Raw genomic sequence first — 20,995 nt, forward strand, 5'->3', positions numbered from 1 at the left:
TTTACTGACTGTTTTGTTTATTGCTATGCTTTCCATTTAAATGTTTTTATATCTTTCAACTTCTAGTATTTCTTGTTACTAGTGATGGACTATATCGTTTGTTTTTCTTATTTATTTTATAAGAATGTTAAGCTTAATAGAAATACAGTAATTACAAGATTGTAATATATTCTGTTATAGCTTTATGTGGCATGGGTATAAATTGATATGACTTTTATTATCTATGGTATAATGAGATAAATTTGGAGTTGTAGAGGCGAGCATTTGGAAGAACATAGACCTGATTTTAGAGATATAAAATCATTTGAAGAATTTAACAGATACTACTGGTATCGAGAAGAGCTTTCACAAATTTGTAAGTACCTTGGATTAGAATACAGATGTACAAAAAAAGAATTAAATCATATTATAGAACAATATTTTAGGGGAAATAGAGTAGAAAAAGTTTTGAGGAAAAGAAACAAAAATCAAACCGAAATAATAACCCTAAATACATCATTACTTGAATGTGGGTTTTCCTTTAATCAGAAATTTCGTGATTATTTTTCAGCTGTAACAGGTGTTAATCCGTTTAAGTTTAATGCTGATATGGCAACTGCTTGGAGAAAAGTAAAACGGGACAACAACATAAATTTTACAATCCAAGATATGATTAAAATATACTATGGAGAGTCAGACTACGCCAAGTATGATAATTCAGCTTGCCAATGGAATCAATTTCTAAAAGACTTTTGTGCCGATGAATTTAGCAATCATTACTCCAACAAGTTAAAAGTTGCGGCTATCCTTTGGAATGAAGTTAGAGATTCAAAAAATAAAAAAATTTATTCACGGGGACTTCTAAAAGAATATAGCTACAAAATAGAGGAGTACTGTAAGTAAACAACTTCAAGTTTGTCGAACGGAATATAAAGTATTAAAGACGATAGCACTCTGTTTTTGCAGAGTGCTTTTTTGTTTTATAGAATATAAGAGAATGTGGGATACTTGCTTTCTCTGCTAGATGATCGAGCAGAGAAAGATTTATTAGATATGACATCAGTCAGCTAAACCCTTTTAGCTGGCTTTTTTGTTAGCGACTCGGTCATTAACTTGCTTGTCAAAATATAATTCGGTATCATAGATATATAATGTTTGGTAAGTAAGTCCTATTGTCAGTTCGGAACAAGTAGATAGGAGAAGGGGAGAAAAAACTAGTGAATAAAGACCAATTGATAGAGAAACCAGAAATAAATATTGTTGGGGTTATTGCAAATCATCAGTTTAACTGGTATATTTGTTCAAACGAAATGTGGACAATGGATATCGATAAATATATTCAGGCATACCAGGAAGCAGGTCTGGATGTTGATTTCTCCTATTTACCTGAGATTCAGCAGAATCTTCATGTGATTACAAAAAGCAATCTTGAGAGCTACTTAGAAATGTATAAAGATGATTGGCTGAAGGTGACGGTTGAAGAATTGATCTCAATGATCAAACGTTCAATGGAAGAGGAGAACTTGAATTCAGAGATTATTCTGGAAGGAAAAGCCTTGCTTCCGGATCTTTTCATCGATTTTGATAAAGAAGAATTTTATTCAAACCATCTGGGGATGAAAAACTACGAAAGATATGTGCCAAACGGATGGAAGTTTTTTTCAGGACGTTTTGATCATTTGATCCCCAAAGAGGAGCAATATTGGATTGAAGAGACCAAGAAAACTGAAGGAACTAGTCTTCTATTCATATAAAAATAATACAGTTTAAAAGTATTTCATGAGACTGTGAAATGCTTTAAAATTTCGCCACATTTCAAATCTTTATATTCCGTTTCGTTAGGAATAGCGATGGAAAGCCAACCAAATATGCTATACTGAAGTAGATAGAAGGAGGAGCGACTGATGAGCAGAAAGTGGGTAAAGATCATTGCTATTTTAATTTTCATCCTATCCGGTAGTTACTTTGTCTACAATAAACTAACGAAGCCGAATCTTGGACCGAAAACAACAAAGCTCTATAAGCATGGTTTTCTTTTGCTAGAAGAACAAATCGGAACCTACATCAAAGAACACTATACTGGGATTGAGAAGATTGAGTTCTCCCCAATCTACGTTACTGAAGAAGGGTCAACATTCTCAAATGCCTATGTGCGTCCGACGATCTATGACAAGTATGGAAATAAAGCTACTCTGGGAGATAAAATAAAGAAATTTATTCCATTAAGTTATGGATTGATTTCAGACATTGTTCTTGATTTTGATGGAGGTGGCAATGAAGTCATTGAGTTACTGGACTCAAATGGCAAACCTGTAGACGTTTCAAATGAGGAGCATTTGCCTAAGAGAGCTATACTCACAGAGGCAAGTAGTACAGATGAAAATATTGAATTATTAGTAGAAGATGGTCAGTTAATAGGAGTCGTAAAGGATGATAAAGGAAGCCCTGGTGCAGAAATTGTTTATAATACGGAACTCCATAAAGGAGACGCGAGAGAGTAGCGCTAACCAATGAAATAGAATGAAAAAGAAAGGACAAAACACATGCAGTATTATTTTATCGGTGGCCTAGGTGGTAATAGCTACCATCTGGCTCCACTAATGGATGAGCTAGGCTTTCCTGTGACCTTTCTAGATCCCTATAGGGAAATGATTCAGACAGAAAACGATCTTCGTGATTGGTTCCAAGGTCGGGTTGGCCAGGCTGAAGAGATCTGCTTATTTGGGCATTCCTTGGGTGGAGATTTGGCTCGTTATCTGGCTACTGAGTTTCCTCAGATCCAGGCTTTGATTCTCCTGGATGGGGGTTATCTGGATATGGAAAAGATCCTGCCTCTTGAAGAAGAACTAGAAGGAACGGCGTCCTTCATGCAGCAGCAAGTTTTTGCAACTTTAGAAGAAGCCGTGTTATCAGAACTTGGTGATGGAGAAGATCCTACTCCTATAGCGCGAAAAGCAGTAGAGGCTAGCTTTCGCTGGAATCCAGCAAGTGAACAATATGAATTAAATCTGGATCTCGAAAAGGTCATGGCTTTATTGCGTCTACGGCGTCGGATCAAGACTTACCAGATTCCACTGGCGGACCTGCCTGTCCTCTTTATTGGACCTCGATACCAAGAAGAACCTGAATGGAGAAAAGAAGCTCTGAAGCAACTAGATCCCCAGATCAAGCAAGTTTTGCTAGATGCTTTGGGGCACGAACTGTATACAGAGGCGCCAGAAATTGTAGCTAGAGAAGTCAACAATTGGCTCCAAAATGTTCATAAATAAAACCTGTTTTCTTTTTTGAAACAGGTTTTTATCTTGTAATTTCCGAACGTTATTTCCTATAAAATCATTCCCATTGCATTAGGTCCGTATCTTTGGTATAATCTATCAAGGAAACGTCAAGAGACGTAGCGATGCGCTTGCGCATAGGTAGGTCAGTTTTTAGAAAAGAGATTTTTCAATCTATGTTAAATGAATTTCCTATTTTCGACTATGAAGATATTCAGTTGATTCCCAACAAATGTATCATCAATAGCCGGTCAGAAGCAGATACAACCGTCCAATTTGGAAAGCATACCTTCAAGCTTCCAGTCGTTCCGGCTAATATGCAGACGATCTTGGATGAGAGTGTAGCAGAGCAGTTGGCGCGTGGTGGGTATTTCTATATCATGCACCGGTTTGATGAAGCAGGTCGGATTCCTTTTGTCAAACGCATGCATGATCAAGGTTTGATCGCTTCCATTTCGGTTGGTGTTAAGGAATACGAATACGACTTTGTGAGTCAATTAAAGGCAGATGCGCCTGAGTACATCACTATTGATATCGCACACGGTCATGCGGATAGTGTCATTCGGATGATTCAACACATCAAGAAAGAATTACCAGATACCTTTGTCATTGCTGGAAATGTTGGAACTCCTGAAGCTGTTCGTGAATTGGAAAATGCAGGAGCTGATGCGACTAAGGTCGGAATCGGTCCTGGTAAGGTTTGTATCACCAAAGTGAAGACTGGATTTGGTACAGGTGGTTGGCAATTGGCTGCTCTTCGCTGGTGCTCAAAAGCAGCTCGTAAGCCAATCATTGCGGACGGTGGTATTCGGACCCATGGAGATATTGCTAAATCGATTCGTTTCGGGGCGTCTATGGTCATGATCGGTTCTCTCTTTGCAGGACATATCGAAAGTCCTGGTAAAACAGTAGAGATTGATGGAGAGTCTTTCAAAGAGTACTATGGATCTGCTTCAGAGTACCAAAAAGGCGCTTATAAGAACGTCGAAGGTAAGAAGATTTTATTGCCTGCCAAGGGTCATTTGCAAGACACTTTAACGGAAATGGAACAAGATTTGCAAAGTTCGATCTCTTATGCAGGAGGCCGGAAATTAGCAGATTTGAAACATGTTGACTATGTGATCGTTAAGAATTCTATCTGGAATGGCGATGCACACTAATTGAATTACTTATTTATTTCACGAATGGGCGTGATGTTTCTACAAGGTGCCGGAACACCTAACAATAAGTAAGTCGGGATTATTTCTCTTTTTAGAGAGATTTCAAGGCTTGCTTAGCAGGCTTTTTTGTGTTTTGTGAATGAAGTAGAGGATTTTTTAAAAAGTAGGAGGAAGTATGAAATTACTTGAAGAGCGCATCTTAAAAGATGGTAATGTTTTAGGTGAGAATATCCTCAAGGTGGATTCCTTTTTGACCCACCAAGTGGATTTTAAATTGATGAAAGAGATTGGTCAGACTTTTGCGGACCGGTTTAAAGATGCTGGTGTGACGAAAGTCGTAACCATTGAAGCATCTGGGATTGCACCAGCCCTTTATGTAGCTGAAGCCTTGGATGTTCCCATGATCTTTGCTAAGAAGGCTAAAAACATCACCATGAATGAGGGTATCTTGACGGCTGAGGTTTATTCCTTTACCAAGCAAGTCACCAGCACCGTTTCAATTGCGGGTAAATTTTTGGATCCATCAGATAAGGTTTTGATCATTGATGATTTCCTTGCAAATGGCCAAGCAGCCAAAGGCTTGATTCAAATCATCGAACAAGCTGGTGCTCAAGTCGAAGCGATTGGGATCGTGATTGAAAAATCCTTCCAAGATGGACGGGGATTGTTAGAAGAGTTGGGATATCCAGTTGTATCCCTCGCACGTTTGGACCGTTTTGAAAATGGTCAGGTTGTATTTAAGGAGGCAGACATCTAATGCAAAAACAAGAAAGCCATTCACAGGCGGCCATTCTAGGCTTGCAACACCTTTTGGCCATGTATTCGGGATCTATTTTGGTGCCGATCATGATCGCAGGAGCTTTGGGCTATAACGCTCATCAACTAACTTACCTCATCTCTACAGATATCTTCATGTGTGGGGTAGCAACTTTCCTTCAAGTGCAGCTCAATAAATACTTTGGGATCGGTCTTCCGGTAGTCCTTGGGGTTGCCTTCCAGTCTGTGGCACCTCTCAGCATGATTGGAGCTAGCCATGGTAGTGGGGCCATGTTTGGTGCCTTGATTGTCTCAGGGATTTATGTCATCCTTGTATCTGGTTTCTTCTCTAAGATTGCCAATCTCTTCCCATCTATTGTAACGGGATCTGTTATTACAACCATTGGTTTGACTTTGATTCCAGTAGCGATTGGAAATATGGGAAATAATGCGCCAAAACCAACCGTTCAAAGCTTGATTTTGGCTGTGGTGACCATTCTCATCATTTTAGTTGTTAATATCTATACGACTGGGTTTATTAAATCCATTTCAATTTTGATTGGTTTGATCGTAGGTACTGCTATTGCGGCTTCTATGGGCTTGGTTGACTTCACACCTGTGGCTCAAGCACCAGTCGTTCACGTTCCAACACCTTTCTTCTTTGGAGCTCCTAAGTTTGAAATCACCTCAATCGTCATGATGTGTATCATCGCGACAGTTTCTATGGTTGAATCAACAGGTGTCTATCTTGCACTTTCTGATATTACCAAAGATCCAATTAATAGCACGCGCCTTCGCAATGGTTACCGTGCTGAAGGGTTGGCTGTTCTCCTCGGTGGTATCTTCAACACCTTCCCTTACACCGGATTCTCACAAAACGTTGGCTTGGTGAAATTGTCTGGTATCAAGACTCGCTTGCCAATCTACTACGCGGCTGGTTTCCTTGTTCTTCTTGGTCTCCTTCCTAAGTTTGGAGCTTTAGCACAAATTATTCCAAGTCCAGTTCTTGGGGGAGCGATGCTAGTCATGTTTGGTTTTGTATCGATTCAAGGGATGCAGATTCTTGCGCGTGTTGATTTTGAACACAATGAGCACAACTTCTTGATCGCTGCTGTATCGATTGCTGCAGGGTTTGGTTTGAACAACAGTACCCTCTTCAATGGCCTTCCAACAGGATTCCAAATGTTCTTTGCTAACGGAATTGTCGTTGCCAGTGTCTTGGCGATCGTTCTCAATGCTATTTTAAACCGCAACAAACACTAATCTCACATGAACCGGAGGTCCTTGGATCTTCGGTTTTTTGACTTTTAAGGAAACATATAGTAGAGTGGAAGAGGAGAAAATTTAGTTTGATGAGAAGAGAGTTAGAATCATGTATGTAACCTATCACTTTAAAGAGCGCTTGCGCTTGTTTTTGAGTCTATTTTTGCCGATTTTAATCTACCAATTAGCTAATTATTCAGCCAGCTTTGTCGATACAGCCATGACTGGTCAGTACCGGACCCTTGATTTGGCTGGTGTTTCTACAGCTACGAGTCTGTGGAATCCATTTTTTACTTTCCTGACAGGGATTGTCTCTGCGCTGACGCCGATTGTTGGGCATCATTTAGGCAAGGGAAATAAAGAACGGATTGCTGGCGACTTTTACCAATTCCTCTATATGTCATTTGGTATGGCCATTCTCTTAATAGGCTTTGTTTGGGGGATTGCACCCATGATTCTCAAGCAGATCGGCTTAGAAAATGTTGTTGCCCAAATAGCCATTCACTATTTATATTTTCTTTCTCTGGGAATCTTACCTTTGTTGCTCTTTAGTATCGTGCGGACCTTCCTCGATACCTTGGGAATGACGCGTCTATCGATGTACTTGATGCTCTTGCTTTTGCCTCTCAATGCTTGTTTTAACTATATCCTGATCTATGGGGCATTTGGTTTTCCCGAGATGGGGGGAGCAGGAGCAGGTCTTGGAACCTCTCTGGCCTACTGGGTCTTGTTGGTTATTGCGGTTTTGATCTTGTGCAAACACCCTAAGGTAGCACCTTTCCAATTGTGGAAGCCCCAACCTTATGATTTTAAAGGGATGAAAGAAGTATTGCGCCTTGGGCTTCCAATCGGTGGAATTGTTTTTGCAGAAGTCATTATCTTCTCGCTGGTTGGTTTGTTAATGGCAAAATTCCCATCACTGACCATTGCTAGCCACCAATCGGCCATGAATTTTTCTACCCTGATGTATGCTTTCCCAGTTAGTATCTCCAGTACTATGGCGATTATCGTATCTTACGAACTGGGAGCAGGAAGACCAGAAGTGGTCAAACAATATTGCCGTTTGGGACGACTGACAGCCTTTGGTTTTGCCATTGTCACCCTCGTCTTTCTCTATACATTCCGCTTCCAACTAGCAGGACTATACGGGAAGGATCCAGTCTTTGTGCAGCAAACAGCGATTTTCATGACTTATAGTCTCTTTTTCCAAGTGGCTGATACTTTTGCAGCACCTCTACAAGGGATTTTGCGGGGCTATAAGGATACAACCGTTCCTTTCTTATTAGGTGTCTTTAGTTATTGGTGCATCTCTATCCCACTAGGGATTTTCCTTGACCATGTGACCAACTTGGGTCCATACGCTTATTGGATCGGCCTTATTTCTAGCCTTGTCGTGAGTGGAATTTGTTACCAACTTCGGCTCTGGCAGATCGAAAAAAAGCAAACAAACTAAAATAAAGTCTGGGAGACCAGGCTTTTTATGTACCGTAAATATTATAAATTTTCTGAAAGTTCTTGACAATCGATGTCAAAGTGGTAAGATTAGGAGGTAGAAATGAAGAACTAGAAGGAGAACAAGATGAGAAGTGATATGATCAAAATGGGGATCGACCGAGCACCAGCGCGTGGTCTCCTCTATGCAACAGGGCAAGTAAAATCAGCAAAGGATATGCAAAAGCCCTTTATTGCCATTTGTAACTCCTATATTGATATCGTTCCAGGCCATGTTCACCTGCGTGAATTAGCAGATGTTGCTAAGGAAGCTATTCGCGAGGCTGGTGGGATTCCTTTTGAATTTAATACCATCGGTGTCGATGACGGAATCGCTATGGGCCATATCGGGATGCGTTATAGTTTGCCATCACGCGAGTTGATCGCAGATGCTGCTGAAACAGTCATCAATGCCCACTGGTTTGACGGTGTTTTCTATATTCCTAACTGTGATAAGATTACACCAGGAATGATTTTAGCAGCCATGCGGACCAATGTGCCAGCTGTATTTTGTTCTGGTGGACCCATGAAGGGTGGCATTGACATGACGGGGCATCAAGCGACTCTCTCCAGTTTGTTTGAAGCTGTAGGTACTTATCAAGCTGGTGATATGGGCTTGGATGAGCTGGATTTCTTGGAAAAAAATGCCTGCCCAACTTGTGGCTCTTGCTCTGGTATGTTTACCGCCAATTCCATGAACTGTTTGATGGAAGTTTTGGGCCTTGCCCTTCCAGGTAACGGTACTATCCTAGCCGTTTCAGATGAACGTCGGGAATTGGTTCGTCAAGCAGCCAAACAATTGGTAGAGAATATTAAAAAGGATATCCGTCCACGGGATATCGTGACCAAAGAGGCCATTGATGATGCCTTTGCGCTCGATATGGCCATGGGTGGTTCTACCAATACTGTGCTTCATACACTCGCTATTGCACGTGAAGCAGGGATTGACTATGATCTCAAAGATATCAACGAAATTGCCAAGAAGACACCTTATCTTTCTAAAATTGCCCCTTCAAGTGTCTACACTATGCATGATGTGCATGAAGCTGGTGGTGTTCCAGCCATTATCAATCAGTTGATCAAAAAAGGTGCCATTAAGGGTGATCGTATTACGGTTACTGGTAAAACCTTGAAAGAAAACGTAGCTGGTGCTGAAATCAAAAATGAAGAAATTATCCATCCAATCGAACATCCTATTTCACCGGTAGGTGGTTTGTCGATCCTTTACGGAAATATTGCTCAGGATGGAGCTGTTATCAAGGTCGGTGGAGTCGATCCGTCTGTGACCACTTTCCGTGGTAAAGCTATTTGTTGCGACTCACAAGATCAAGCCCTTGAGTTGATTGACAATGGAACAGTCAAGAAGGGACATGTTGTTGTCATTCGTTACGAGGGTCCTCAGGGTGGACCTGGTATGCCAGAGATGCTAGCGCCAACCTCTAAGATTGTCGGACGCGGTCTTGGTAAGGATGTGGCACTGATTACGGATGGTCGTTTCTCAGGAGCTACTCGTGGGATTGCTATTGGTCACGTTTCTCCAGAAGCAGCAGAAGGTGGAAATATCGCCCTAATCGAAGATGGGGACGAAATCGTGATCGATCTTCCAAATCGTACCCTTGATTTGCTTGTTGATGATGCAACCCTTGCAGAACGTCGCAAATATTTGAAACCTTTCAAATCAAAAATCTCCAGCGGTTGGTTGCGTCGCTATACAGCCTTTGCCAAATCAGCCAATGTCGGCGGAACCTTGATGAGTGACGAAGAATTCGAAGAACGGAAAGCAGAACGTCAAGCCCAAGAAAAATAAGAAAAAACCTTTCCTGCTATGTGATATCACAAGCAAGAAAGGTTTTTTTAGTGGAACCATTATTTGGTGCGCATTTCACCTTGAGGGAAGTAAGTTCCTTCAGGCATATCGTTAATGATGACGTGAACAGCTGACTGAGGAGCACCAGTATTGCGGACAACAGCTTCGGTTACTTCCTTGGCCAAGGCTTTCTTTTGTTCCAAGGTGCGTCCTTCAAATAGGTCAATTCGTACAAATGGCATATGGCCACCTCCTAAATTTTTTATAGGACTATTTTATCACATTTTGGGATACAAAGCTTAGCAAAATTATGGTAAAATGATAATGAAACACATTTTAGAGAGAACAAAAGGAAAATGGCACAATTATATTATAAATATGGGACCATGAACTCGGGGAAAACCATTGAGATTTTGAAGGTGGCCCATAATTATGAAGAGCAAGGCAAGAGCGTCGTTATCATGACCTCAGCAATCGACACCAGAGATGGAGTAGGAGTGGTTTCTAGCCGGATCGGTATGAAACGCGAAGCCGTTGCGATCGAAGAGGAAACCGATATCTTTGGCTTTATTAAAAACCAAACGATCAAACCTTACTGTGTCTTAATCGATGAAGCCCAGTTTTTGAAACGACACCATGTCTATGACTTGGCAAGAGTCGTGGATGAACTGGATGTGCCGGTCATGGCTTTTGGCCTCAAAAATGATTTCCGAAATGAACTCTTTGAAGGTTCCAAACACCTCCTCTTGTTAGCCGACAAGATCGAGGAGATCAAAACTATTTGCCAATACTGTTCCCGCAAGGCGACCATGGTCTTGCGTACCCAAGCGGGCAAACCTGTCTATGATGGAGAGCAGATCCAGATCGGTGGACACGAGACCTATATCTCCGTTTGCCGCAAACATTATTTTAATCCAGACATACCAACTGAAAGCGTCTAGAACGTTTTAGAGAGGATAATAATGTCTATTTGTTTAAAAGATATTACAATAGAGAATTATTTCGACGTTTTAAATCTAGAAGTTCATCCAAACCAAAGGAATTTTATTGCATCCAATTCCATTAGTTTAGCTGAAGCCTATGTATATGATAAAAATGGTGATTTTATAGCTCCCTTAGCAGTTTATGATAAGGAAGTATTAGTTGGTTTTGTGATGATTGCCTATGACCAGAAAATTGGGATCAGCAAGGGGAACTACTTGTTATTTCGTTTTATGATCGATAAACGATTTCAAGGTTTAGGCTATTTTAAGCCGACTATGGATGCAGTTATTGACTTTGTTCGAACAGAGCCAGCTGGAAAAGCAACAAGTCTTTGGTTATCTTATGAACCGGAAAATAATCAAGTGAGATCTTGCTATCTCCATTATGGATTTAAAGAAACTGGCGAAGTCATAGAAGACGAAATTGTAGCAATCTATGATCTAACAATCAAGAATTAAGGAGCAAACATGAATATCTATGATCAACTACAAGCTGTAGAAGACCGATACGAAGAGTTAGGAGAATTACTGAGTGACCCAGATGTGGTCTCTGATACCAAACGCTTTATGGAGCTTTCAAAAGAAGAAGCTTCCACGCGTGATACGGTGACAGCCTACCGTGAGTACAAGCAAGTCCTTCAAAACATTGTTGACGCTGAGGAAATGATTAAGGAAGCAGGCGGCGATGCGGATTTGGAAGAAATGGCCAAGCAAGAGCTAAAAGATGCTAAGGCTGAAAAAGAAGAGTACGAAGAAAAATTGAAGATCTTACTTCTTCCTAAAGATCCAAACGATGACAAGAACATTATCTTGGAAATCCGTGGGGCAGCTGGAGGAGACGAAGCCCAATTGTTTGCTGGTGACCTCTTGCAGATGTACCAAAAATATGCAGAAAGCCAAGGCTGGCGCTTTGAAGTCATGGAAGCTTCCTACAATGGCGTTGGTGGGATCAAAGAAGTCGTAGCCATGGTTTCTGGTCAATCAGTCTACTCGAAACTCAAGTATGAATCTGGTGCCCACCGGGTGCAACGGGTTCCAGTGACAGAAAGCCAAGGTCGTGTCCATACTTCAACTGCCACAGTTCTGGTCATGCCAGAAATCGAAGAAGTCGAGTATGACATTGATCCAAAAGACCTTCGGATTGACATCTACCACGCATCTGGTGCGGGTGGACAGAACGTCAACAAGGTCGCTACAGCCGTTCGTATCGTCCACTTGCCAACCAATATCAAGGTAGAGATGCAGGAAGAACGGACACAACAGAAGAACCGCGAAAAAGCCATGAAGATCATCCGTGCGCGTGTGGCTGACCACTTTGCTCAGATTGCCCAAGATGAGCAAGACGCTGAGAGAAAGTCTACTATCGGGACTGGTGACCGTTCAGAGCGGATCCGGACTTACAACTTCCCTCAAAACCGTGTGACCGATCACCGGATTGGCTTGACCCTTCAAAAACTGGATACCATCTTATCTGGTAAATTAGATGAAGTGGTCGATGCTTTGGTCTTGTATGACCAAACACAAAAACTAGAAGAGTTGAACAAATAATGTTGTTGGGACCATTATTAGCCCAGTATGAAGAAGAATTAATAGCCGTTGGAGAGGAAGCAGAAAGCCTCTCCTTCGCGTATCGTGCTTTAAAAAACTGGACTTTTACAGACTTTGTCCTTGCCTTGCAAAAAGAAGTTAAAGTAGAGGATCAGGCCTTGCTTCTATCCATCTTTGAGCAGCTGAAACATCACGTTCCTGCCCAATATATTATTGGTAGCGCAGATTTTTTTGGCCATATTTTTACAGTGGATGAGCGCGTGCTGATTCCACGCCCAGAAACAGAGGAGTTGGTGGCTCTAATTCTCGAAGAAAACGATGAGAAAGCCTTACGAGTTCTGGATATTGGTACAGGAAGTGGTGCTATCGCTATTAGCTTAGCCCTTGCTAGACCTACCTGGCGGGTTCAAGCTAGCGATGTATCAGAAGAGGCTTTAGCCCTGGCTCAAAAAAATGCCAAGCAGCTAGAAGCAGTCCTTGCCTTCAAGTCGTCAGATGTACTGGACGAACTAGAAGGTCCTTATGACCTGATTGTATCCAACCCTCCCTATATCTCTCGGGATGATGTAGAAGAGGTTGGAGCCAATGTTTTAGCCTCTGAACCCCACTTAGCTCTCTTTGCAGACCGTGATGGATATGCTATCTACGAAAAGATTACCCAGCAAGCACCAAGTGTTTTAACACCAGACGGAAAGATCTATCTAGAAATTGGCTATAAGCAAGGAGCCAAAGTAAAAGAGCTCTTTCAAGAAGCGTTTCCTAACAAACGAGTTCGCGTTCTGAAAGACCAATTTGGACAAGATAGAATGGTAGTAGTAGACAATGGATCACATTGAGAAAGAATTAGAAGCAGGACGTGCAGTTATTCTGCCAACTGAGACAGTCTATGGTATTTTCGCCAAAGCTTTGAATCAAGAGGCAGTCGATTATATATACGAATTAAAACGTAGACCGAGAGACAAGGCTCTGAATTTAAATGTAGCCGATGAAAAAGCGATTCGACTTTATTCGAAAAATCAACCTAGTTATTTAACAAAACTAGTTGATTCATTTTTACCAGGACCTCTGACTATTATTCTTCAGGCGAATGACAAGGTGCCAGACTGGATTCATTCAGGATTGGATACAGTTGGTTTCCGTATACCGGCTCACCCAAAAACGTTGGAATTAATTCGTAAATATGGCCCTTTGGTTGGTCCCTCGGCTAATCTTTCAGGTCATGCAAGTGGAACAAAGTATAAGGCTATTATAAGCGAATTTGATCAAGTGGTTCCTGGTATAGAGGATGATGACTTCTTGACTGGCCAAGATTCAACTATTTTGGATATCTCTGGTTCTAAAGCTAGGATTTTGAGGCAAGGTTCGATTACCAAAGCTGATTTGCTTGCACAAGTGCCCGAGATTTCCTTTGAGGAAGATGAACTTCCTCAGTGATAATGTACATAAATAATTTTTTATAAAGGAGTAGACCGATGATTTTTGATAAAGAAGATTACAAAGCCTATGATGCAGACCTATGGAATGCGATCGCTAAAGAGGAAGAGCGTCAACAAAACAATATTGAGTTGATTGCTTCTGAAAATGTCGTCTCTAAGGCAGTGATGGCTGCTCAAGGGTCTATTCTGACCAATAAATATGCCGAAGGCTATCCTGGTCGTCGTTACTATGGGGGGACAGATGTGGTCGATGTGGTCGAAAGTCTCGCGATCGAACGGGCCAAAGAAATCTTTGGCGCTAAATTTGCGAACGTTCAACCGCATTCAGGAAGTCAGGCAAACTGTGCTGCCTATATGGCCTTGATTGAGCCTGGTGATACTGTCATGGGGATGGATCTAGCTGCTGGTGGGCATTTGACGCACGGAGCTTCTGTGAGCTTCTCTGGCCAAACCTATAACTTTGTGTCCTATAGTGTAGATCCTGAAACAGAGCTCTTGGATTTTGACGCCATCTTAAAACAAGCCCAAGAAGTGAAGCCAAAACTCATCGTTGCTGGTGCCTCAGCCTACTCTCATATCATTGATTTCTCTAAATTCCGTGAGATTGCAGATGCAGTAGGAGCTAAGCTCATGGTTGATATGGCCCATATCGCTGGTCTCGTGGCAGCAGGTCTTCATCCAAGTCCAGTTCCTTATGCCCATATCACGACCACGACCACTCACAAGACCCTTCGTGGACCTCGTGGAGGCCTAATCTTGACCAATGATGAGGAATTGGCTAAGAAAATTAACTCTGCTATTTTCCCTGGTATTCAAGGAGGACCGTTGGAGCATGTCATTGCAGCCAAAGCTGTCGCCTTCAAAGAAGCGCTGGATCCTGCCTTTAAAGAGTATGCAGCTAACGTGATTAAGAACAGTCAGGCCATGGCTGATGTCTTCTTGCAAGATCCAGATTTCCGAGTTATTTCAGGAGGAACAGAGAACCACCTTTTCCTTGTCGACGTCACTAAAGTCGTTGAAAATGGGAAAGTGGCGCAAAACTTGTTGGATGAAGTTAATATCACTCTCAACAAGAACTCTATTCCTTATGAAACCTTGTCTCCATTTAAGACCAGTGGGATTCGGATTGGTGCAGCAGCTATCACCGCTCGTGGTTTTGGTGAAAAAGAAAGTCGCACCGTTGCTGAACTGATGATCAAAGCGCTGAAGAATGCGGACAAGCAAGAAGTATTAGACGAAGTACGTAGCCAAGTCAAAGCCTTGACAGACGCCTTTCCACTTTACGAGGTCTAAACCATCTTATGGATATTTACGTAAAAAAAGCCATCATTCATCAATTTAGCCCTGACGATACCGATCTCTATCTGGCAGATAAATTTCTCAATATCACGCCTAAAATCGAGGAATACTTGCGTAAGAAGATTGAACGGGTCTATTCCGATGAAGCCAGGACCGGTATTTTCGAAGAGGACAATCCTTTTCTTGAGATGATCTCAGATGACCTATTAGAAACTTCGGTCGCAGTAGCGAATCGCTGGAAGGAAGAATTTGTCGTCTCTGAGAATCAAAAGACCAACGATTTGGTGTTCATTCAATTCTCAAAAGAAGGGGTGGACCATTTTGCCTTTCTTCGGATCGCCTTACGGGAAACCTTGACGCATCTTGGCGGTGAAGTGGACAATCCGATTAAGTTGACGCAAAATAATCTACCTGGTTTTGGGACTGGTGCAGATGAAGCTTTGGTCATCAATCTTCAAAGCCGCAAATACCACTTGATTGAAAAACGGATCAAGTACAATGGGACGTTCTTGAATTATTTTTCTGAGAATCTGTTGCAGGCGCAACCCAAGATCTCTCCAAAAAAATCGATCAAGGCACTGGAAAAAACAGCCCAGAAGATTGCGGAAAGCTTTAACACAGATGATTTTCAATTTCAATCAAAGGTTAAATCAGCTATTTTTAACCATATTGAGGAAGAAAATAAACTCTCTCCTGAGAAATTAGCGGATGATCTCTTCGACGACAATCTGACAGCTCGCCTCAGTTTTATTGACCAAGTCAAAGAAGCTGTACCAGAACCTGTCACCTTTGAAGAGATTGATGCAAGTCGCCAGTTGAAGAAGTTCGAAAATCAGAAATTGTCATTGTCAAATGGAATTGAACTGATCGTTCCGAATAATGTCTATGAAGATGCAGAATCTGTTGAATTTATTCTAAACGAGAACGGGACCTATTCTATTCTGATCAAAAATATTGAGGATATACAGAGTAAATAATGATTAAACGTATAGTGAAGATCTTCTTATTCATCTTACTAATATTTGGAATCTACAAGGGTGTTCAGATCCACCATGATGTCAAACAAGTCATGCAGTACCGCTCCCTGGTTAGAGAAGTCCTTGCTGAGGAGGACACCACGGCCAATGAAAACCTCATTCTGGCTATGATCTATACGGAGACCAAAGGCAGAGAAGACGATGTCATGCAGGCGAGTGAGAGTGCAAGTGGTGAGACCAATACTATTAGTGATAATAAGGCCAGTATTCGCCAAGGAATTCAAACTCTTTCAGATGAGTTAAAAGAAGCCAAGAAAAAAGGCGTTGATAGCTGGACTGCGGTTCAAGCCTATAATTTTGGGAAAGACTACATCGATTACGTCGCAAAACACGGTGGAACAAATTCCCTAGAGTTGGCCCGCGCTTATTCACGGGATGTAGTAGCGCCAAGTCTTGGCAATGTAACCGGTGAAACTTATCTTTACCTCCACCCTATCTCTCTTTTAAACGGGATGGAACTCTACATTAATGGGGGTAACATTTATTATTCTCGTTTAGTAGAAACCAATATGACGATTATGAAGTTATTTTCATGGTTTTAATCATTTTCCAGAGAGCCAATTGGCTCTTTTTTTAAGCTGATCAGTTCTGCCTCCAGTTTTTAGGGAAAATAAAAATGTCATGCATTCTTAAAAAAACTGTAAGCTAGTTTTAAGAAATCAACTGTATAATAAAAATCGAAGTGGGTAAACTCTTTATTTACTTCTTTTTTCATCTCTAGTGAGGTGAGAAAAGTAATAAGAGATGCCCAGAGTTGATTTGAGTTAGAAAGAAGAAAAAGATGAAATTAAAGAAGATTGCATTGTTTGTAACGACGACTTTAGCCTTGTTTACCGCTGTCCCTCGGGTTTCTGCAGATAACAATGTGCAGAAAGTCATCGACGAAACCTATGTCAAACCAGACTATGTTTTGGGCTATTCACTAGACCAAAGTCAAATCGAACAAACTTTGAGTCTCTTGAACTACGATAGTTCGAAAGATAAAGAAGAGTGGAAGACCATGACACCAGAGGTTTATTCTTCGATTATGAACGTTACCAACGATGATAGTTTGGAACTTTATTCCTCTGTTAAAATTCAAAAATTAGGCAAAAATAAGCCACTAGAAGTCAATATCGTGACGCCTCAAAACATCACCAAGGTCACTGCAGATATGTATCGTAATGCAGCCGTTACACTTGGATTGGAGCATGCTCAAATTACAGTAGCTTCACCTATCCAAGTGACTGGAGAAAGTGCTTTAGCTGGGATCTATTACTCGCTTGAGAAAAATGGTGCCAAAGTTTCTCAAGAAAGCAAAGATCTGGCTCAAGAAGAGTTAAAGACTCTATCCGGGATCAATGAAGAAAACGCGGGAAAGAAAAACTTCGATGCGGATAAGTTAAACGTAGCATTGACCGACATAAAAACGGCAGTAGCCAATGCCAAACAGAACAATCAGGATTTAAGCAAGGATGATATTCGAAAGATCGTCGAAGAAACCCTTAAAAATTATAAGCTGGATACAACTGTGACAGGTAATCAGATCAATTTGATCGTAAATTTCGCAGTCAACCTCTCAAAGAGTAGCGTCATCAGCAGCAAAAGCTTTACCAAAACCTTGTCGGATCTGAAAGATAGTATCGTAGACAAGGCAGGCGATACCTTTAACAATATCAATCTCAATTTTGATACCAATGCTATTCTAAAAGACAGTGGAAATTTCTTCACAAATGCGTGGAATGCCATTGCCGGCTTCTTCGGAGCCATCTGGAATGCCATTGTCAAATTCTTTAGTGGTTTAGTTGGCTAAAAATAGCAGGAAAGCACTCTTGACAAGAAGTCAGAGTGCTTTTTGTGTGTTTGCTAACTTGAAATGTATTGAAAATAGTTGCTGCATAGAAGAGAACAGTTGCAAAGAATTGAAAAACATAGTATACTTTGAAAAGCAAATTAAAGGAGGACTTATGTTAAAAGCTTATAAAAAATTTTGGGAAGGCTATGCAGATTTTACTGGTTACTCAACGGTATCTGAATACTGGTGGCCACACTTCATTCATTTGCTTATTACAATGCCATTGTTTTACGCTTTAATACAACTTCAAATCGATCCTAATGATGTGTCTGCTTATCAATTGATTTTTTCGTTACGCCCACTTTATTCTGTATTTGGACTCATTATTTTCCTACCTTCATTAACTCTTTCAGTTCGGCGTCTAAGAGATGCAGGATTGCACTGGTTATATCTTCTTGTTGCCCTTATTCCATACGTAGGTTGGCTTTTCATGCTTCTTTTTATGATCTTACCAACAAATCGAGATGAGGAAGTAGAACCTGATTAAGTTAATAAAAGATCTTGAAATCATAATCATTTCAAGATCTTTTATTGTATAAGTCTTTGCTATTTTTAAGCTCGTGAATCAAGGTCCACTGGACCTTAAAACTCGCTTTTCTATTTCTAAGCTCGTGAAAAAAAGGTCCACTGGACCTTTTTTTTATTCCCACTCTACAGTTGCAGGTGGTTTACTTGTGATATCATAGACGATGCGGTTGACGTGGTCAACTTCGTTTACGATACGGACTGAAATTTTTTGGAGTACTTCCCATGGAATCTTCGCAAAGTCTGCTGTCATTCCATCGATAGAAGTGATAGCGCGGATGGCGATTGTGTAGTCGTAAGTACGGCCATCTCCCATAACCCCTACTGAACGAACGCCAGTGTTGACTGTGAAGTATTGCCAGATATCACGGTCAAGACCAGCTTTGGCGATTTCTTCACGGAGGATAGCGTCTGATTCACGAACGGTTTCGAGTTTTTCTTCAGTGATTTCTCCCATAACACGGATGGCAAGACCTGGGCCTGGGAATGGTTGGCGCCATACGATGTGGTCTGGCATACCAAGCTCAGTACCAAGCGCACGAACTTCATCTTTATAAAGAGTGTTCAGTGGCTCGATCAGTTCAAACTGCATATCTTCTGGAAGTCCACCCACATTGTGGTGAGACTTGATGGTTTGAGCAGTATCCGTACCAGACTCGATCACGTCAGTGTAGAGAGTTCCTTGTGCCAAGAATTTCACATCTTTGAGCTTACTTGCTTCGTCATCAAAGACATAAACAAACTCGTTACCGATGATCTTCCGTTTTTTCTCAGGATCAGATACACCAGCTAACTTATCAAGGAAACGTTTTGCAGCATCTGCTTTAACGATGTTCAAACCAAACTTACCACCAAGCATATCCATCACTTGATCAGCTTCGCCTTTACGAAGAAGACCGTGGTCTACAAAGATACAGATCAATTGATCGCCGATGGCTTTTTGAAGGAGAACCCCAACAACGGAAGAGTCAACACCACCTGAAAGACCAAGAAGGACACGTTTGTCTCCGACGGTTTCACGGATTTTTTTGATCTGCATGTCAATGAAGTTGTCCATGGTCCAGTCACCTTTAGCCCCACAGATGTTCAAGGCAAAGTTACGCAAGATGTCATAACCGTGAACAGAGTGACGAACCTCAGGGTGGAATTGGATTCCGTAGATTTTCTTGTCTGGATTTTCAATCGATGCAAATGGACAGTCAGCAGAAGTACCAGTGCGGATAAAGTCAGCCGGAATTTCTGTAACAGCATCCCCGTGGCTCATCAAGACCAATTGTTTGTCTGGTGTGCCGGCAAAAAGAGCAGAAGATTCTGTCAAATTCAGTTCAGATTGACCATATTCGCGGTTACCAGCATCACCTGCAGGAACGACCTTCCCACCCAATTTATGGGTTAACAATTGCATCCCGTAACAGATTCCAAGGATTGGAATACCGAGTTCAAAAATTTCAGGATCGATATCAAAAGAACCTTCCTCGTATACAGAGTTTGGTCCACCTGAAAGAACGATCCCAACTGGATTGATTGCACGAACTTCATCAGCAGAAATCTTGTGGCTCTTCAACTCTGAGAAGACTCCAATTTCACGAATCCGACGTGAAATAAGCTGATTGTATTGGCTACCGTAGTCAAGCACGATGATTTTTTCAACATCATGCAAATCAGTTGATAGGTTTGTCATCTTATCCCCTTCTTAAAGAAATTTACTTTCCTCTATTCTAACACAAAAGCCTTGTCTTTACCAATCTCTGATTGAAGAATTAGGAATTTTACGCTACAATAGAGATAACACAGAGAAAGAGCAAGGTTATGATTCCAGCTTACATTCAAATTCATGATCAGATTAAGTCTGAGATTGATCAAAAAATACGGAAAATCGGGGAGCGTCTTCCCAGCGAACGCGATCTAGCTGAGAAATTTCAGGTGAGTCGGATGACGCTTAGGCAGGCTATTACCCTTCTGGTTGAAGAAGGAGTGCTTGAAAGACGAGTAGGAAGCGGCACCTTTATCACCAGCACGCGCGTCCAAGAAAAAATGCGGGGGACAACCAGTTTTACAGAAATTATGAAATCGCAAGGCAAGGAACCTTCTAGCCAAGTGATTTCATACCGGAAAACCATTCCTAGCCTCCAAGAAGTGGACAAATTGGGCATTGATAAGACTGAGACCATCATTCGGATGGAGCGGGTCCGGTATGCCGATGGGATCCCTGTTGTTTATGAAGTGGCCTCTATTCCAGAGAAATTTATTAAGAATTTCAATCGTGAAGAGGTTACCAGCCATTTCTTCCAAACCTTGGAGCGTCATGGCTATAAGATTGGAAAGTCGCACCAGACCATCTATGCGCGATTGGCCAAGGATAAGATTGCGGAGTACTTACAGATTTCAAAAGGGCAGGCTATTTTAGGTCTGACACAGGTTTCCTATTTTGAAGATGGGACGGCTTTTGAGTATGTAAAAAGTCAGTATGTCGGCGAGCGGTTCGAATTTTATTTAGAAAATAACTAAGCTCGCAATTCACAGTAATAAAAAACTCTTCAAATGTTTGGGAGACTTTCTCTCTTTGGCATTTGAGGGCTTTTTTTAGGTTGAAGTCATTCTT

Annotated in this window: 22 protein-coding genes and 1 riboswitch; of the genes, 20 read left to right on the top strand and 2 right to left on the bottom strand. The window is 41.4% G+C overall.

The features are described from left to right. The first annotated feature begins 264 nt into the window (after positions 1-264). The 9 genes from HMPREF1195_RS02515 to ilvD all read left to right on the top strand — a co-directional run bounded on the left by HMPREF1195_RS02515 (position 265) and on the right by ilvD (position 9,731). Positions 265-882, top strand: a complete 618-nt coding sequence (locus HMPREF1195_RS02515; RefSeq protein ID WP_023918090.1) for an SAP domain-containing protein — start codon at positions 265-267, stop codon at positions 880-882. A gap of 314 nt (positions 883-1,196) precedes the next feature. Beyond that, on the top strand, positions 1,197-1,733 hold the full coding sequence (locus HMPREF1195_RS02520; RefSeq protein ID WP_023918092.1) for a hypothetical protein: 537 nt from the start codon (positions 1,197-1,199) through the stop codon (positions 1,731-1,733). Between the two features lie 150 nt (positions 1,734-1,883). Then, on the top strand, positions 1,884-2,480 hold the full coding sequence (locus tag HMPREF1195_RS02525) for a hypothetical protein (protein ID WP_023918094.1): 597 nt from the start codon (positions 1,884-1,886) through the stop codon (positions 2,478-2,480). 42 nt (positions 2,481-2,522) lie between these two features. Next, positions 2,523-3,248, top strand: a complete 726-nt coding sequence (locus HMPREF1195_RS02530) for an alpha/beta fold hydrolase (protein WP_023918096.1) — start codon at positions 2,523-2,525, stop codon at positions 3,246-3,248. Between the two features lie 182 nt (positions 3,249-3,430). Further along, on the top strand, positions 3,431-4,414 hold the full coding sequence (gene guaC, locus HMPREF1195_RS02535) for a GMP reductase (protein WP_037599307.1): 984 nt from the start codon (positions 3,431-3,433) through the stop codon (positions 4,412-4,414). Further along, positions 4,404-4,499: riboswitch (purine riboswitch) on the top strand. Its footprint overlaps the gene before it by 11 nt. A 90-nt stretch (positions 4,500-4,589) precedes the next feature. Beyond that, on the top strand, positions 4,590-5,171 hold the full coding sequence (locus HMPREF1195_RS02540) for a xanthine phosphoribosyltransferase (protein ID WP_003001484.1): 582 nt from the start codon (positions 4,590-4,592) through the stop codon (positions 5,169-5,171). Beyond that, positions 5,171-6,433 (top strand): nucleobase:cation symporter-2 family protein, encoded by a 1,263-nt coding sequence (locus HMPREF1195_RS02545; RefSeq protein WP_023918098.1) that lies wholly within the window; start codon positions 5,171-5,173, stop codon positions 6,431-6,433. Before HMPREF1195_RS02540 ends, HMPREF1195_RS02545 begins: the two co-directional genes overlap by 1 nt. Before the next feature lie 109 nt (positions 6,434-6,542). After that, a complete protein-coding gene (locus tag HMPREF1195_RS02550; RefSeq protein ID WP_023918099.1) occupies positions 6,543-7,886 on the top strand; it encodes an MATE family efflux transporter in 1,344 nt (447 codons plus the stop codon). Between the two features lie 126 nt (positions 7,887-8,012). Then, positions 8,013-9,731 carry a dihydroxy-acid dehydratase gene (ilvD, locus tag HMPREF1195_RS02555; protein ID WP_023918100.1) on the top strand — a complete coding sequence of 573 codons (1,719 nt, stop codon included), beginning with the start codon at positions 8,013-8,015 and terminating at the stop codon, positions 9,729-9,731. A 59-nt stretch (positions 9,732-9,790) separates the two neighbouring features. Here the strand turns inward: ilvD and HMPREF1195_RS02560 are convergent, their stop codons facing one another. Next, positions 9,791-9,973, bottom strand: coding sequence for a 4-oxalocrotonate tautomerase (locus HMPREF1195_RS02560; protein ID WP_001117401.1), 183 nt, complete (start codon positions 9,971-9,973; stop codon positions 9,791-9,793). A 114-nt stretch (positions 9,974-10,087) separates the two neighbouring features. Here HMPREF1195_RS02560 and HMPREF1195_RS02565 point away from each other — a divergent pair, with 114 nt between their 5' ends. The 10 genes from HMPREF1195_RS02565 (at position 10,088) to HMPREF1195_RS02610 (ending at position 18,355) form a co-directional block, all read left to right on the top strand. After that, positions 10,088-10,672 carry a thymidine kinase gene (locus HMPREF1195_RS02565; protein WP_023918101.1) on the top strand — a complete coding sequence of 195 codons (585 nt, stop codon included), beginning with the start codon at positions 10,088-10,090 and terminating at the stop codon, positions 10,670-10,672. Between the two features lie 21 nt (positions 10,673-10,693). Then, positions 10,694-11,173: a GNAT family N-acetyltransferase gene (locus tag HMPREF1195_RS02570; protein WP_023918102.1), complete on the top strand. Its 480-nt coding sequence runs from the start codon at positions 10,694-10,696 to the stop codon at positions 11,171-11,173. Positions 11,174-11,182: 9 nt separating this feature from the next. Next, positions 11,183-12,262, top strand: coding sequence for a peptide chain release factor 1 (prfA, locus tag HMPREF1195_RS02575; protein WP_003007273.1), 1,080 nt, complete (start codon positions 11,183-11,185; stop codon positions 12,260-12,262). Then, positions 12,262-13,098: a peptide chain release factor N(5)-glutamine methyltransferase gene (prmC, locus tag HMPREF1195_RS02580; RefSeq protein WP_023918103.1), complete on the top strand. Its 837-nt coding sequence runs from the start codon at positions 12,262-12,264 to the stop codon at positions 13,096-13,098. The genes prfA and prmC overlap by 1 nt, the downstream gene beginning before the upstream one ends. Further along, on the top strand, positions 13,085-13,696 hold the full coding sequence (locus tag HMPREF1195_RS02585) for an L-threonylcarbamoyladenylate synthase (protein ID WP_023918104.1): 612 nt from the start codon (positions 13,085-13,087) through the stop codon (positions 13,694-13,696). The genes prmC and HMPREF1195_RS02585 overlap by 14 nt, the downstream gene beginning before the upstream one ends. A gap of 38 nt (positions 13,697-13,734) precedes the next feature. Then, positions 13,735-14,991, top strand: a complete 1,257-nt coding sequence (gene glyA, locus HMPREF1195_RS02590; RefSeq protein WP_023918105.1) for a serine hydroxymethyltransferase — start codon at positions 13,735-13,737, stop codon at positions 14,989-14,991. Positions 14,992-14,999: 8 nt separating this feature from the next. Beyond that, a complete protein-coding gene (locus HMPREF1195_RS02595) occupies positions 15,000-15,974 on the top strand; it encodes a nucleoid-associated protein (protein ID WP_023918106.1) in 975 nt (324 codons plus the stop codon). Continuing rightward, positions 15,974-16,576 (top strand): lysozyme family protein, encoded by a 603-nt coding sequence (locus HMPREF1195_RS02600; protein ID WP_023918108.1) that lies wholly within the window; start codon positions 15,974-15,976, stop codon positions 16,574-16,576. The genes HMPREF1195_RS02595 and HMPREF1195_RS02600 overlap by 1 nt, the downstream gene beginning before the upstream one ends. Positions 16,577-16,815: 239 nt before the next feature. Further along, a complete protein-coding gene (locus tag HMPREF1195_RS02605) occupies positions 16,816-17,826 on the top strand; it encodes a DUF1002 domain-containing protein (protein WP_023918110.1) in 1,011 nt (336 codons plus the stop codon). Between the two features lie 154 nt (positions 17,827-17,980). Continuing rightward, on the top strand, positions 17,981-18,355 hold the full coding sequence (locus HMPREF1195_RS02610) for a DUF805 domain-containing protein (protein ID WP_023918112.1): 375 nt from the start codon (positions 17,981-17,983) through the stop codon (positions 18,353-18,355). Between the two features lie 153 nt (positions 18,356-18,508). Here HMPREF1195_RS02610 and guaA read toward each other — a convergent pair whose 3' ends face one another. Further along, positions 18,509-20,074: a glutamine-hydrolyzing GMP synthase gene (gene guaA / locus HMPREF1195_RS02615; RefSeq protein WP_023918114.1), complete on the bottom strand. Its 1,566-nt coding sequence runs from the start codon at positions 20,072-20,074 to the stop codon at positions 18,509-18,511. 128 nt (positions 20,075-20,202) lie between these two features. Between guaA and HMPREF1195_RS02620 the strand changes: the two genes are divergently transcribed. Beyond that, positions 20,203-20,901 carry a GntR family transcriptional regulator gene (locus HMPREF1195_RS02620; protein WP_023918116.1) on the top strand — a complete coding sequence of 233 codons (699 nt, stop codon included), beginning with the start codon at positions 20,203-20,205 and terminating at the stop codon, positions 20,899-20,901. Positions 20,902-20,995 lie beyond the last annotated feature (94 nt).

The organism is Streptococcus parasanguinis CC87K (assembly GCF_000507765.1).
GTDB lineage: Bacteria > Bacillota > Bacilli > Lactobacillales > Streptococcaceae > Streptococcus > Streptococcus parasanguinis_J.

Excerpts from the sequence above, each read along its gene's own strand:
- HMPREF1195_RS02525 (WP_023918094.1), top strand. The coding sequence starts at position 1,884 with ATGAGCAGAAAGTGGGTAAAGATCATTGCTATTTTAATTTTCATCCTA.
- HMPREF1195_RS02530 (WP_023918096.1), top strand. The coding sequence starts at position 2,523 with ATGCAGTATTATTTTATCGGTGGCCTAGGTGGTAATAGCTACCATCTG.
- guaC (WP_037599307.1), top strand. The coding sequence starts at position 3,431 with ATGTTAAATGAATTTCCTATTTTCGACTATGAAGATATTCAGTTGATT.
- HMPREF1195_RS02540 (WP_003001484.1), top strand. The coding sequence starts at position 4,590 with ATGAAATTACTTGAAGAGCGCATCTTAAAAGATGGTAATGTTTTAGGT.
- HMPREF1195_RS02545 (WP_023918098.1), top strand. The coding sequence starts at position 5,171 with ATGCAAAAACAAGAAAGCCATTCACAGGCGGCCATTCTAGGCTTGCAA.
- HMPREF1195_RS02550 (WP_023918099.1), top strand. The coding sequence starts at position 6,543 with ATGTATGTAACCTATCACTTTAAAGAGCGCTTGCGCTTGTTTTTGAGT.
- ilvD (WP_023918100.1), top strand. The coding sequence starts at position 8,013 with ATGAGAAGTGATATGATCAAAATGGGGATCGACCGAGCACCAGCGCGT.
- HMPREF1195_RS02560 (WP_001117401.1), bottom strand. The coding sequence starts at position 9,973 with ATGCCATTTGTACGAATTGACCTATTTGAAGGACGCACCTTGGAACAA.
- HMPREF1195_RS02565 (WP_023918101.1), top strand. The coding sequence starts at position 10,088 with ATGGCACAATTATATTATAAATATGGGACCATGAACTCGGGGAAAACC.
- HMPREF1195_RS02570 (WP_023918102.1), top strand. The coding sequence starts at position 10,694 with ATGTCTATTTGTTTAAAAGATATTACAATAGAGAATTATTTCGACGTT.
- prfA (WP_003007273.1), top strand. The coding sequence starts at position 11,183 with ATGAATATCTATGATCAACTACAAGCTGTAGAAGACCGATACGAAGAG.
- prmC (WP_023918103.1), top strand. The coding sequence starts at position 12,262 with ATGTTGTTGGGACCATTATTAGCCCAGTATGAAGAAGAATTAATAGCC.
- HMPREF1195_RS02585 (WP_023918104.1), top strand. The coding sequence starts at position 13,085 with ATGGATCACATTGAGAAAGAATTAGAAGCAGGACGTGCAGTTATTCTG.
- glyA (WP_023918105.1), top strand. The coding sequence starts at position 13,735 with ATGATTTTTGATAAAGAAGATTACAAAGCCTATGATGCAGACCTATGG.
- HMPREF1195_RS02595 (WP_023918106.1), top strand. The coding sequence starts at position 15,000 with ATGGATATTTACGTAAAAAAAGCCATCATTCATCAATTTAGCCCTGAC.
- HMPREF1195_RS02600 (WP_023918108.1), top strand. The coding sequence starts at position 15,974 with ATGATTAAACGTATAGTGAAGATCTTCTTATTCATCTTACTAATATTT.
- HMPREF1195_RS02605 (WP_023918110.1), top strand. The coding sequence starts at position 16,816 with ATGAAATTAAAGAAGATTGCATTGTTTGTAACGACGACTTTAGCCTTG.
- HMPREF1195_RS02610 (WP_023918112.1), top strand. The coding sequence starts at position 17,981 with ATGTTAAAAGCTTATAAAAAATTTTGGGAAGGCTATGCAGATTTTACT.
- guaA (WP_023918114.1), bottom strand. The coding sequence starts at position 20,074 with ATGACAAACCTATCAACTGATTTGCATGATGTTGAAAAAATCATCGTG.
- HMPREF1195_RS02620 (WP_023918116.1), top strand. The coding sequence starts at position 20,203 with ATGATTCCAGCTTACATTCAAATTCATGATCAGATTAAGTCTGAGATT.